The organism is Streptococcus infantis (genome assembly GCF_047463635.1).
In the GTDB taxonomy this organism is placed as follows: Bacteria; Bacillota; Bacilli; order Lactobacillales; family Streptococcaceae; genus Streptococcus; species Streptococcus infantis_W.
Map to the genome: position 1 here is coordinate 1 of NZ_JASHDL010000028.1, position 13,480 is coordinate 13,480.

The 13,480-nt window shown below is 40.4% G+C and carries 10 protein-coding genes; all 10 read left to right on the forward strand.

Features of this window, described 5'->3' with window-relative positions; all coding sequences use genetic code 11:
* Nucleotides 1-367, forward strand: a 367-nt coding sequence (locus QM867_RS10255; RefSeq protein ID WP_414315713.1) for an SIALI-17 repeat-containing surface protein, incomplete at its 5' end; no start/stop codon positions are given.
* Nucleotides 368-660: 293 nt separating this feature from the next.
* Entirely contained in the window at nt 661-1,359 is a 699-nt protein-coding gene (locus QM867_RS10260; protein WP_001135642.1) for an N-acetylmannosamine-6-phosphate 2-epimerase, read from the forward strand.
* Between the two features lie 114 nt (nt 1,360-1,473).
* Nucleotides 1,474-2,799: an ABC transporter substrate-binding protein gene (locus tag QM867_RS10265; protein ID WP_414315714.1), complete on the forward strand. Its 1,326-nt coding sequence runs from the start codon at nt 1,474-1,476 to the stop codon at nt 2,797-2,799.
* Between the two features lie 233 nt (nt 2,800-3,032).
* Nucleotides 3,033-3,899, forward strand: a complete 867-nt coding sequence (locus tag QM867_RS10270; RefSeq protein ID WP_075227343.1) for a carbohydrate ABC transporter permease — start codon at nt 3,033-3,035, stop codon at nt 3,897-3,899.
* A 15-nt stretch (nt 3,900-3,914) separates the two neighbouring features.
* The gene (locus tag QM867_RS10275) at nt 3,915-4,754 is read left to right on the forward strand and encodes a carbohydrate ABC transporter permease (RefSeq protein WP_045613500.1); all 840 of its coding nucleotides are present in this window, start codon (nt 3,915-3,917) and stop codon (nt 4,752-4,754) included.
* A 200-nt stretch (nt 4,755-4,954) separates the two neighbouring features.
* The gene (locus QM867_RS10280) at nt 4,955-5,407 is read left to right on the forward strand and encodes a YhcH/YjgK/YiaL family protein (protein WP_045762684.1); all 453 of its coding nucleotides are present in this window, start codon (nt 4,955-4,957) and stop codon (nt 5,405-5,407) included.
* 20 nt (nt 5,408-5,427) lie between these two features.
* Nucleotides 5,428-6,078: a DUF624 domain-containing protein gene (locus QM867_RS10285; RefSeq protein WP_414315715.1), complete on the forward strand. Its 651-nt coding sequence runs from the start codon at nt 5,428-5,430 to the stop codon at nt 6,076-6,078.
* 164 nt (nt 6,079-6,242) lie between these two features.
* Nucleotides 6,243-7,160: a dihydrodipicolinate synthase family protein gene (locus QM867_RS10290; protein ID WP_248035138.1), complete on the forward strand. Its 918-nt coding sequence runs from the start codon at nt 6,243-6,245 to the stop codon at nt 7,158-7,160.
* Between the two features lie 15 nt (nt 7,161-7,175).
* Nucleotides 7,176-8,060 (forward strand): ROK family protein, encoded by an 885-nt coding sequence (locus QM867_RS10295; RefSeq protein WP_414315716.1) that lies wholly within the window; start codon nt 7,176-7,178, stop codon nt 8,058-8,060.
* 322 nt (nt 8,061-8,382) lie between these two features.
* Nucleotides 8,383-13,480, forward strand: a 5,098-nt coding sequence (locus tag QM867_RS10300; protein WP_414315717.1) for an alpha-L-fucosidase, incomplete at its 3' end; no start/stop codon positions are given.

A 13,480-nucleotide genomic window follows, 5' to 3' on the forward strand; every position in this document is an offset into this window, starting at 1 on the left:
AGGTGCTGTACATGAAGTCCCAGAGTTCACCGGAGGAGTAAATGGCGAAGCCGCTATTCATGAAGTCCCAGAATTTAGCGGTAGTGTGAATGCAGTAGAATCAGCTAAGTTAGAAACCCCAGAATTTATAGGTGGAGTTAATGGTGCAGAAGCAACTGTCCATGAAGTCCCTGAGTTCAAAGGTGAGCAAGATATTGTGGTTCAGGCCATGGCCCAAGGTAAGACCTATCAGGCACCAGCAGCGCCTGCAACACGTCAGCAAGCCCTTCCTGAAACTGGAAGTGAAGATGCTGCAACTCTTGCAAGTGTAGGACTTGTGGGGATGCTTCTTGGCATGTTCGCCATGGGTAAGAAAAAAGAATATTAGTGCAATAGATAAACTTAAAGGTTTTATAGAGAAATTTGCTCTTTAATAGAAAGGGTCGTAACCAGAAGGTGTTACGGCCTTTTTCTTTCGTTTTTACGAGTAAAAAGCGATGTTTTCAAGGCTTTGAGAGGTACTGGGAAGAATTTTAGACGTCTGAAACTACTTTCAGGATGAATTGTTGCATAAAATTGTTTTGAAACTTCAATCTATTCTAGTACAAAATATTGAAAGCGCTTTAATAATAAGCTATAATAGTCACATAAACACAAAGGAAAAGAAAAGGAGGAAAGTAGATGCCACAAATTAGTAAAGAAGCCTTGATTGAACAAATCAAAGATGGAATCATCGTTTCTTGTCAGGCACTTCCTCATGAACCGCTCTACACAGAAGCGGGAGGAGTTATCCCCTTGTTGGTGAAAGCAGCTGAACAAGGTGGTGCAGTCGGTATCCGAGCAAACAGTGTTCGAGATATCAAGGAAATTAAAGAGGTCACTAAACTTCCGATTATCGGGATTATCAAGCGGGACTATCCACCGCAAGAACCATTCATTACTGCTACAATGAAGGAAGTGGATGAACTAGCGGCTCTTGACATCGAAGTCATTGCTCTTGACTGTACCAAGCGTGAACGTCATGATGGCTTGGAGATCCAAGAATTTATCCGTCAGATCAAAGAAAAATATCCAAATCAACTCTTGATGGCTGACACAAGTACCTTTGAGGAAGGTCTAACAGCAGTTGAAGCGGGAATTGACTTTGTCGGAACAACCTTATCAGGTTACACTTCTTACAGTCCAAAAGTGGATGGCCCAGACTTTGAACTCATCAAGAAACTCTGTGATGCAGGGGTGGACGTCATCGCTGAAGGAAAAATTCACACACCAGAACAAGCTAAGCAAATCCTAGGTTACGGAGTGCGAGGTATCGTAGTTGGTGGCGCTATTACTAGACCAAAAGAGATTACGGAACGATTTGTTGCGGGTCTTAAATAACACAATATAAAAAACGAGGAGAGTGGTTGATTAGTAGGAAAAAATGAAAACGTATACAAAGTCGACATTGCTCATTATCCAATATGGATACGCTTATCAATTAGGAGAATACAAATGAAATTTAGAAAACTAGCTTGTACAGTACTTGCGGGTGCTGCGGTTCTATCACTTGCTGCTTGTGGCAAATCAGACGCTAACAAAGATGCTGCCAAATCAGGCGATGCAGCAGCAACAACAGAAATTACTTGGTGGGCATTCCCGGTATTTACTCAAGAAAAATCTGGTGACGGTGTTGGAACTTATGAAAAATCTATCATCGAAGCTTTCGAAAAAGCAAATCCAGATATCAAAGTTAAATTAGAAACAATCGACTTCAAATCTGGACCAGAAAAAATCACAACAGCTATCGAAGCTGGTACAGCTCCAGATGTACTTTTCGATGCACCAGGTCGTATCATCAATTACGGTAAAAATGGTAAATTGGCTGAGTTGAATGACCTCTTTACAGATGAATTTGTGAAAGATGTTAACAACGAAAACATCGTACAAGCAAGTAAAGCTGGTGACAAAGCATACATGTATCCAATCAGTTCTGCACCATTCTACATGGCTATGAACAAGAAAATGTTGGAAGATGCTGGTGTAGCTAACCTTGTTAAAGAAGGTTGGACAACTGATGATTTTGAAAAAGTCTTGAAAGCACTTAAAGATAAAGGATACACTCCAGGTTCATTGTTCAGTTCTGGTCAAGGGGGAGACCAAGGAACACGTGCCTTCATCGCTAACCTTTATGGCGGTTCTGTAACTGATAAAGAAGTAACTAAATATACAACTGACGATCCTAAATTCGTTAAAGGTCTTGAAAAAGCATCAAGCTGGATCAAAGATGGTTTGTTGAACAACGGTTCACAATTTGACGGTGGAGCAGACATCCAAAACTTTGCAAACGGTCAAACTTCTTACACAATCCTTTGGGCACCAGCTCAAAATGGTATCCAAGCTAAACTTTTGGAAGCAAGTAAAGTTGAAGTGGTAGAAGTACCATTCCCATCTGATTCAGGTAAACCAGCTCTTGAATACCTTGTAAACGGATTTGCAGTATTTAACAACAAAGACGAAAAGAAAGTCGCAGCAGCTAAGAAATTCATCCAATTCATCGCAGATGACAAAGAATGGGGTCCTAAAGACGTAGTTCGTACAGGTGCATTCCCAGTTCGTACTTCATTTGGAAAACTTTATGATGACAAACGTATGGAAACAATCGGTAGCTGGACTCAATACTACTCACCATATTACAACACAATCGACGGATTTGCTGAAATGAGAACACTTTGGTTCCCAATGTTGCAAGCTGTATCAAATGGTGACGAACAACCTGCGGCAGCATTGAAAGCATTCACTGAAAAAGCGAATGAAACAATCAAAAAAGCAGCTAAATAATAAGCCCTAAATAAAAACTGAGTTCCCCCCTTTTCCCTGAGCACATCTGTGTATGAAAAGGGGGACTTTTGTTTGAAATAGAAGCAACTGACAGGTCAAAATTAAAATGAAGTTTTTACATTGACGAATCTTAGAAAAATTTCATTTTGATTTTAGATCAGGGTCAGATAACAGTCAAAAAAACAAAACTATGTGAAAGTGAGGTGCCGACTGTGAAAATCAATAAAATTCGCATGCGGGAAACTATTATTTCCTACGCATTCCTAGCACCAGTATTAATCTTCTTTACCGTCTTCGTTTTAGCTCCAATGATCATGGGCTTCATCACAAGTTTCTTCAACTATTCGATGACTAGCTTTGAATTTGTGGGCTTGGATAACTACATCCGTATGTTTAAAGACCCTGTCTTTACAAAATCTTTGATTAATACCGTAATCTTGGTTATCGGGTCTGTACCAGTCGTTGTACTCTTCTCGCTCTTTGTAGCATCACAAACTTACCAACAAAATGCCATCGCTAGATCTTTCTACCGTTTCGTCTTCTTCCTTCCTGTAGTAACAGGTAGTGTTGCCGTAACAGTAGTATGGAAATGGATCTACGATCCACTATCAGGTATTTTGAACTTCGTGCTTAAGTCAAGCCACATCATCAGCCAAAACATTTCTTGGTTGGGAGATAAAAACTGGGCTTTGATGGCGATTATGATTATCCTTTTGACAACATCAGTTGGTCAACCAATCATTCTTTACATCGCTGCAATGGGTAATATTGATAACTCACTTGTAGAAGCAGCGCGTGTTGACGGTGCGACTGAGTTCCAAGTATTCTGGAAGATTAAATGGCCAAGCCTTCTTCCAACAACTCTTTATATTGCAATCATTACAACCATCAACTCATTCCAATGTTTCGCCTTGATTCAGTTGTTGACATCTGGTGGTCCAAACTACTCAACAAGTACACTTATGTACTACCTCTACGAAAAAGCCTTCCAATTGACTGAATATGGCTATGCCAATACTATTGGTGTATTCTTGGCAGTTATGATTGCCCTTGTCAGCTTCGCTCAATTCAAGATCCTCGGAAACGACGTAGAATACTAAGGAAAGGAGACAGCTATGCAATCTACACAAAAGAAACCTTTAACAGCCTTTACTGTTATTTCAACAATCATTTTGCTCTTGTTGACTGTACTCTTTATCTTCCCATTCTACTGGATCTTGACAGGTGCATTCAAATCACAACCAGATACCATTATGATTCCACCACAATGGTTCCCTAAAGCTCCAACAATGGAGAACTTCCAACAATTGATGGTGCAAAACCCAGCCTTGCAATGGATGTGGAACTCAGTATTCATTTCTTTGGTAACCATGTTCTTGGTTTGTGCAACCTCTTCACTAGCAGGTTATGTATTGGCTAAGAAACGTTTCTATGGACAACGCATTCTCTTTGCAATCTTTATCGCTGCCATGGCTCTTCCAAAACAAGTTGTCCTTGTACCATTGGTACGTATCGTCAACTTCATGGGAATCCATGACACTCTTTGGGCAGTTATCTTGCCTTTAATCGGATGGCCATTCGGGGTCTTCCTTATGAAACAGTTCAGTGAAAACATTCCTACAGAATTGCTCGAATCTGCTAAAATCGATGGATGTGGCGAGATTCGTACCTTCTGGAGCGTAGCCTTCCCTATTGTAAAACCAGGATTTGCAGCTCTTGCAATCTTCACTTTCATCAATACTTGGAATGACTACTTCATGCAATTGGTAATGTTGACTTCACGTCAAAACTTGACCATCTCACTCGGGGTTGCGACTATGCAGGCCGAGATGGCAACTAACTATGGTTTGATCATGGCAGGGGCTGCCCTTGCAGCTGTACCAATCGTAACAGTCTTTCTTGTCTTCCAAAAATCCTTCACTCAAGGGATTACTATGGGAGCAGTCAAAGGATAGTACTCTGCGAAAATTGAATATAGTACAATCTGTTTATCAGTATGCAGCAGTATAGTTGATAGACTAAGAGAATACAGGATATATAAGTGTCTACAAAATGGAGAGGAGTTGCTTGCTTCACGAAGTTTTGTTAGACACTTATAAACTTACTGGCTAGACATCGTATGTCTGAAGGTAACAATCAGGTAAAGGAAATTACTATGATTTTTGATGATTTAAAAAACATTAGCTTTTATAAAGGAATTCATCCAAATCTCGATAAGGCCATTGATTATCTCTATGAGCATCGTAAAGATAGTTTTGAATTAGGCAAATACGAGATTGATGGAGATAAGGTTTTCTTAGTTGTACAGGAAAATGTTCTCAACCAAGAGGAAAATGATCGCTTTGAGCATCATAAAAACTATGCAGATTTGCATTTGTTAGTTGAAGGACATGAGTACTCTAGCTATGGTTCTCGCGTTAAAGATGAGGCTGTAGCCTTTGATGAAGCCAGTGATATTGGCTTTGTCCATTGTCATGAACAATACCCACTCTTGTTGGGTTATCACAATTTTGCAGTTTTCTTCCCAGGAGAACCTCATCAGCCTAACGGTTATGCAGGTATGGAAGATAAAGTTCGCAAATATTTATTTAAAATTTTAATTGATTAGTAAGTTAGGAGGAGCAAACAATGGCACATAAAGGATCTGGATTGATAAAAGCGGCATTCGATACGGATAACTTTCTTATGCGATTTTGTGAGAAGGTTTTAGATATCGTGACGGTTAATCTGCTCTTTGTTGTGTCTTGTTTGCCTATTGTGACCATCGGAGTAGCTAAGATTAGTCTCTATCAGACTATGTTCGAAATTAAGAAAAGTCGAAGGGTACCCGTATTTAAAATCTATATTAGAGCCTTCAAGCAAAACTTGAGATTGGGGCTTCAACTAGGTTTGTTGGAATTGGGAATTGTTTTGATTAGTCTTCTCGACTTGTATCTGTTTTGGGGACAAGCAGGTCTAGCTTTTCAGGTGCTGAAAGCCATCTGTCTAGGGATATTAATTTTCTTGACATTAGTCATGTTAGCAAGTTATCCTATCGCAGCGCGTTACGAATTGACTTGGAAAGAAGTGCTTCAAAAGGGCTTGCTCTTAGTGAGTTTCAACTTCCCTTGGTTCTTCTTGATGCTTGCGATTATTTTATTAATCATGATGCTTCTCTATCTATCAGGCTTTACTCTAGTACTCGGTGGATCAGCATTTCTACTTTTTGGCTTTGGTCTTCTTGCCTTTTGCCAGGCTGGATTAATGGAAAAATTGTTTGCTAAATATCAAGCAGATTGAAAATGATATGAAACTACTTTCAAACATGAAAAACTATGGGAGATGAATAGAAATTAAAATCTAAGTGGCTGAGATGTATTGAAAGCGCTTTTCACAAGGTGTATACTAAAATAGTAAAAAATCATCTGCCCAGAGCAGAAAATAAGAAATCTTAGGAGAAATCTATGTCAGATTTAAAAAAATATGAAGGCGTCATTCCTGCCTTCTACGCATGTTATGATGATGCGGGCGAAGTAAGCCCAGAACGTACTCGTGCTTTGGTGCAATACTTTATTGATAAAGGTGTTCAAGGACTTTATGTCAATGGTTCTTCAGGTGAATGTATCTACCAAAGCGTAGAAGACCGCAAATTGATCTTGGAAGAAGTCATGGCAGTTGCTAAAGGTAAATTGACCATTATTGCTCACGTGGCTTGCAACAATACTAAAGACAGTATCGAACTTGCTCGTCATGCAGAAAGCTTGGGTGTTGATGCTATCGCAACAATCCCACCAATTTACTTCCGTTTGCCTGAGTACTCAGTTGCGAAATACTGGAACGACATCAGTGCAGCAGCACCAAACACAGACTACGTTATCTATAATATTCCTCAATTGGCAGGTGTTGCTTTGACTCCAAGTCTTTACACAGAAATGTTGAAGAACCCACGTGTTATCGGTGTTAAAAACTCTTCAATGCCAGTTCAAGATATCCAAACTTTTGTTAGTCTTGGTGGTGATGATCATATCGTCTTTAACGGTCCAGATGAACAATTCCTAGGTGGACGTCTCATGGGTGCTAAATCTGGTATCGGTGGTACTTATGGTGCTATGCCAGAACTCTTCTTGAAACTCAACCAATTGATTGCGGACAAAGACCTAGAAACAGCGCGTGAATTGCAATATGCTATCAACGCTATTATTGGTAAATTGACTGCTGCGCATGGAAATATGTACGGCGTTATCAAAGAAGTCTTGAAAATCAATGAAGGACTTAATATCGGATCAGTTCGTTCTCCACTTACACCAGTGACCGAAGAAGATCGTCCAGTTGTAGAAGCAGCTGCTCAATTGATTCGTGAAACTAAGGAGCGTTTCCTCTAATCAATAGGAGGCTTTATGACTAATTATGTTGCAATTGATATTGGTGGAACTAATATCAAATATGGTTTGATTGACCAAGATGGACAACTTGTTGAGTCTCACGAAGTAGCGACTGAGGCTCATAAGGGCGGTCCACATATCTTACAGAAAACAAAAGATATTGTCGCTAGCTATCTAGAAAAAGGACCGGTGACAGGTGTGGCTATTTCCTCAGCGGGAATGGTTGATCCTGATAAGGGTGAGATTTTCTATGCTGGTCCACAGATCCCGAACTATGCAGGGACTCAATTTAAGAAAGAAATTGAAGAAAGTTTCCAAGTTCCTTGTGAAATTGAAAATGATGTCAACTGTGCAGGGCTAGCAGAAGCTGTTTCTGGATCTGGAAAAGGTGCAGGAATAACGCTATGTTTGACCATCGGAACGGGCATCGGCGGTTGCTTAATCATTGACGGCCAGATTTTCCATGGATTTAGTAATTCTGCCTGTGAAGTTGGCTATATGCATATGCAAGATGGGGCTTTCCAAGATTTAGCTTCTACAACTGCCTTGGTTGAGTATGTAGCTAAGGCTCATGGTGAAGAAGTAGAACATTGGAATGGTCGTAGAATTTTCAAAGAAGCTACAGAAGGCAATAAACTCTGTATGGAGGGAATTGACCGTATGGTAGACTATCTTGGAAAAGGTCTTGCTAACATCTGTTATGTTGCCAATCCAGAGGTTGTTATACTAGGTGGTGGTATTATGGGGCAGGAAGCGATTTTGAAACCGAAAATTCGTACAGCTCTGAAAGATGCGCTTGTTCCAAGTTTAGCGGAAAAAACAAGATTAGAGTTTGCGCGTCATCAAAATACTGCGGGTATGCTTGGAGCTTACTATCACTTCAAAATAAAACAATCCTAAGTTGGCCTTGCCAATTTAGGATTTTTTAGTCATAAACAGTAAAATGATCATTTAGTAAAAATCTAGTTAAAACTTTGAAAACCCTTGCATTTTTTAATATAACATAGTATATTTATAATAATGCGAAAACTCTAGAAAAATTCTTGCTAATGGAAGCATTATTTTATTGTTTGAAAATGTAAGCGATTTCTATAACCTTATATTTACTTAAAATAAATAGCTCAGAGAAAGAATTTTAAGCTAGGGAATCAAACAAAAATTGTCGCCAGATAACACTGGGCTCGGGCAGTAGCTGACTGCTCTAGAAGATTAGGAGTATTTGATGAAACAATATTTTTTAGAAAAAGGTCGAATATTTAGTATTCGTAAACTGACTGTTGGTGTTGCTTCTGTAGCAGTCGGTCTTGCTTTTTTTGCATCTGGGAATGTTGCGGCTAGTGAGCTTGTGACAGAACCAAAACTTGAAGTAGATAGTCAAGCAAAAGAAGTGGCAGATGTAGATCATGAAAAAGAAGCAGTTAAAGAAGAAGTAACTGAAAAAACAGAACCTACTGTCGAGAAAGTGGCAGAGGAAGGAAAACCTGCTGAAGTGGCTGGCGATTTACTCCCTGAAGAAATCCCTGACCGTGCCTATCCTGATACTCCGGTGAAAAAAGTGGATACTGCAGCTATTGTATCAGAAAAAGATAGCCCACAAGTAGAGACTAAGAGCATTTTGAAACCTACAGAAGCAGCTCCATCTGAAGCTGGAAAAGAAAATAGAGCCATTATCAATGGCGGACAAGACCTTAAGCATATCAATTATGAAGGTCAACCAGCTACATCTGCTACTATGGTTTATTCAATCTTTAGCTCACCTTTGGCCAATGGCGGTAGTCAGCGATACCTTAACTCAGGTTCAGGTATCTTTGTTGCTCCAAATGTCATCTTGACAGTGGCCCACAACTTCTTGGTCAAGGATGCAGATACTAATGCGGGATCTATCCGTGGTGGTGATACGGCTAAGTTCTATTACAATGTAGGTTCAAATACTGCTAAGAATAATTCTTTGCCAAGCTCTGGAAATACTGTTTTGTTCAAGGAAAAAGATATTCATTTCTGGAATAAAGAAAAATTCGGTGAAGGCTATAAGAATGACCTAGCCTTGGTTGTAGCTCCAGTTCCACTTTCAATTGCAAGTCCAAATAAGGCAGCTACCTTTACTCCTTTAGCTGAATACCGTACCTATAACCCTGGTGAGCCAGTTAGCACGATCGGCTACCCAACAGATTCTACTTCTCCAGAATTGAAAGAACCAATCGTACCTGGTCAATTGTATAAGGCTGATGGTGTTGTTAAAGGTACTGAAAAGTATGATGATAAGGGAACTGTTGGTGTAACTTACCGTTTGACTTCTGTATCAGGTCTTTCAGGTGGAGGTATCATCAACGGTGATGGTAAAGTTATCGGTATTCACCAACGTGGTACAGTTGATAATATGAACATTCCTGAAAAAGACCGTTTCGGTGGAGGTCTTGTCCTATCTCCAGAACAACTAGCATGGGCTAAAGGCATCATTGATAAATACGGTGTTAAAGGCTGGTATCAAGGCGATAACGGTAGCCGTTATTATTTCACTCCAGAGGGAGAAATGCTCAGAAATAAGACAGCAGTTATTGGCGAAAATAAATACTCTTTCGATGAAAGCGGTGTAGCAACTCTTCTTGAAGGTGTTGAATATGGACGAGTTGTTATCGAACACGTAGACCAGAAAGATAATCCAGTCAAAGAAAACGATACTTTTGTTGAAAAGACAGAAGTTGGAACTCAGTTCGACTATAACTATAAAACAGAAATTGAAAAGACTGACTTCTTCAAGAAGAATAAAGAAAAATATGAGATTGTATCAATTGATGGCAAAGCTGTCAATAAACAGCTAAAAGATGCCTGGGGAGAGGATTATAGCGTTGTGAGCAAGGCTCCTGCAGGAACTCGCGTTATCAAGGTTGTTTATAAAGTCAATAAAGGTTCCTTCGACCTTCGTTACCGCTTGAAAGGTACAGAGCAAGAATTGGCACCTGCAACTGTGGACAACAACGAAGGAAAAGAATATGAAGTTTCCTTTGTCCATAGATTCCAAGCTAAAGAAATCACGGGCTACCGTGCAGTAAATGCAAGTCAAGAAGCTACCATCCAACACAAAGGAGTGAACCAAGTTATTTTTGAATACGAAAAGATTGAAGATCCAAAACCAGTAACACCAGTCACTCCAGTAGTTGATCCAAAAGATGAAGAAACAGAAATTGCTGCTTACGGACCACTTCCAAGCAAGGCTCAATTGGACTACCAAAAGGAAGAATTGGCGGCCTTCATCCACTATGGTATGAATACTTATACCAACTCTGAGTGGGGGAACGGTAGAGAAAATCCTCAAAACTTTAACCCAACTAACCTTGATACAGACCAGTGGATTAAGACTTTGAAGGATGCCGGATTCAAACGAACAATCATGGTTGTAAAACACCACGACGGTTTTGTGATTTATCCATCTAAATATACAGACCACACGGTTGCTGCTAGTCCATGGAAAGATGGTAAGGGAGACCTTCTCGAAGAAATCTCTAAATCAGCGACTAAGTATGACATGAATATGGGAGTTTACCTATCACCATGGGATGCTAATAACCCTAAATATCATGTTTCAACTGAAAAAGAGTATAACGAATACTATCTCAACCAACTCAAGGAAATCCTTGGAAATCCTAAATACGGAAACAATGGTAAATTTATCGAAGTATGGATGGATGGTGCGCGTGGTAGCGGAGCTCAAAAAGTAACTTACACCTTTGACGAGTGGTTCAAGTACATCAAGAAAGCTGAAGGAGATATCGCTATCTTCTCTGCTCAACCAACAAGCGTCCGTTGGATCGGTAATGAACGTGGTATCGCAGGAGATCCAGTTTGGCACAAGGTCAAGAAAGCTAAAATCACTGACGATGTTCGAAATGACTATCTCAACCACGGAGATCCAGATGGTGATATGTACTCTGTAGGTGAAGCAGACGTTTCTATCCGTTCAGGTTGGTTCTACCATGACAATCAACAACCAAAATCAATCAAAGATTTGATGGATATCTACTTCAAGTCTGTTGGTCGGGGAACGCCACTTCTACTCAATATTCCACCTAATAAAGAAGGTAAATTCGCAGATGCAGACGTGGCTCGCTTGAAAGAATTCCGAGCAACCTTGGATCAAATGTATGCGACTGACTTTGCTAAGGGTGCAACTGTAACTGCAAGCTCTACTCGTAAGAATCACTTGTATCAAGCAAGCCACCTAACAGATGGTAAGGATGATACTAGCTGGGCATTAGCAAATGATGCTAAGACAGGTGAATTTACTGTCGATCTTGGTCAAAAGAGACGCTTTGACGTGATTGAACTCAAAGAAGATATCGCTAAAGGTCAGCGTATCTCTGGATTCAAGGTTGAAGTTGAACTCAATGGCCGTTGGGTACCATACGGTGAAGGCTCAACTGTTGGTTATCGTCGCCTTATCCAAGGTCAACCAGTAGAAGCACAAAAGATTCGTGTGACTATTACTGGTGCGCAAGCAACACCTATTTTGACAAACTTCTCTGTTTATAAGACACCAAGCAGTATCGAGAAGACAGATGGTTACCCTCTTGGATTGGATTACCATTCAAATACAACAGCAGATAAAGCAAATACAACTTGGTATGACGAATCTGAAGGTATCCGCGGAACATCTATGTGGACTAACCAAAAAGATGCAAGCGTAACTTACCGTTTCAACGGAACTAAGGCTTATGTCGTATCTACAGTGGATCCAAACCACGGAGAAATGTCGGTTTACGTTGATGGTCAAAAGGTTGCAGACGTACAAACCAATAATGCAGCTCGTAAACGTAGCCAGATGGTTTATGAAACAGATGACTTAGCTCCAGGTGAACATACCATCAAACTCGTTAACAAAACTGGAAAAGCTATTGCAACTGAAGGTATCTACACGCTCAACAATGCTGGTAAAGGTATGTTTGAGTTGAAAGAAACAACCTATGAAGTTCAAAAAGGCCAACCAGTTACTGTAACCATCAAACGTGTTGGTGGTAGCAAAGGAGCTGCAACAGTCCATGTCGTGACTGAACCAGGGACAGGGGTTCATGGTAAAGTGTATAAGGACACAACAGCTGACCTAACCTTCCAAGATGGCGAAACAGAAAAGACTTTGACAATTCCGACAATTGACTTTACTGAGCAAGCTGACTCTATCTTTGACTTCAAAGTGAAAATGACTAGCGCTTCAGACGATGCCTTGCTTGGATTTGCAACTGAAGCAACTGTTCGAGTAATGAAGGCTGAATTGCTTCAAAAAGGTCAAGTAAGTCACGATGATCAGGCCAGTCAACTTGACTATAGCCCAGGTTGGCACCATGAAACCAATTCTTCTGGCAAATACCAAAACACTGAGTCTTGGGCATCATTTGGTCGTTTGACTGAAGAGCAAAAGAAAAATGCTAGCGTAACAGCCTACTTCTACGGTACAGGTCTTGAAATCAAAGGTTTTGTTGATCCTGGACATGGTATCTACAAGGTAACTCTGGATGGTAAAGAACTTGAGTATCAAGATGGTCAAGGAAATGCCACTGATGTCAATGGCAAGAAGTACTTCAGTGGTACAGCAGCTACACGTCAAGGCGATCAGACTCTCGTTCGTTTGACAGGACTCGAAGAAGGTTGGCATGCTGTAACCTTGCAATTGGATCCAAAACGAAATGATACGTCTAGAAATATTGGTATCCAAGTTGATCAGTTCATCACTCGTGGTGAAGATAGCGCTCTTTATACCAAAGAAGAATTAGTTCAAGCTATGAAGAACTGGAAGGATGAATTGGCTAAATTTGACCAAACAAGCTTGAAGAACACTCCAGAGGCGCGTCAAGCCTTCAAGTCAAACTTGGACAAATTATCAGAACAACTTTCAGCAAGCACTGTCAATGCGCAAGAGTTGATGCTGACAGCCACAACCTTACAAGCTATCCTTGATAAGGAAGACAACTACGGTTCAGATGACACACCGACACCAGACCAGCCAGAGGAGCCAAACTACGACAAGGCTATGGCAAGTCTGGCAGAAGCGATTGAAAGAAAGACTAAAGAACTTGGCGATGATAAGGAAGCTAAGAAGAAATTAGTTGAGTTGGCCGAACAAGCTCTTACTGCTATCCAGGAAGCTAAGACTCAGGATGCAGTAGATAAGGCTTTGGAAAATGCTCTAGCTGGTATTAATCAACTTCAAGCGACTCCAAAAGAGGATCCAAAACCAGAAGAACCAAGCAAACCAGAAGAGTCTAAGATTGACTATGATAAGGCCATGGCAAGTTTGGCAGAGGCTATTCAAAACAAGACTAAGGAACTAG

Bases quoted from the DNA above. Each gene is read 5' to 3' on its own strand.
- QM867_RS10260 (WP_001135642.1), top strand. From the start codon at position 661: ATGCCACAAATTAGTAAAGAAGCCTTGATTGAACAAATCAAAGATGGA.
- QM867_RS10265 (WP_414315714.1), top strand. From the start codon at position 1,474: ATGAAATTTAGAAAACTAGCTTGTACAGTACTTGCGGGTGCTGCGGTT.
- QM867_RS10270 (WP_075227343.1), top strand. From the start codon at position 3,033: ATGCGGGAAACTATTATTTCCTACGCATTCCTAGCACCAGTATTAATC.
- QM867_RS10275 (WP_045613500.1), top strand. From the start codon at position 3,915: ATGCAATCTACACAAAAGAAACCTTTAACAGCCTTTACTGTTATTTCA.
- QM867_RS10280 (WP_045762684.1), top strand. From the start codon at position 4,955: ATGATTTTTGATGATTTAAAAAACATTAGCTTTTATAAAGGAATTCAT.
- QM867_RS10285 (WP_414315715.1), top strand. From the start codon at position 5,428: ATGGCACATAAAGGATCTGGATTGATAAAAGCGGCATTCGATACGGAT.
- QM867_RS10290 (WP_248035138.1), top strand. From the start codon at position 6,243: ATGTCAGATTTAAAAAAATATGAAGGCGTCATTCCTGCCTTCTACGCA.
- QM867_RS10295 (WP_414315716.1), top strand. From the start codon at position 7,176: ATGACTAATTATGTTGCAATTGATATTGGTGGAACTAATATCAAATAT.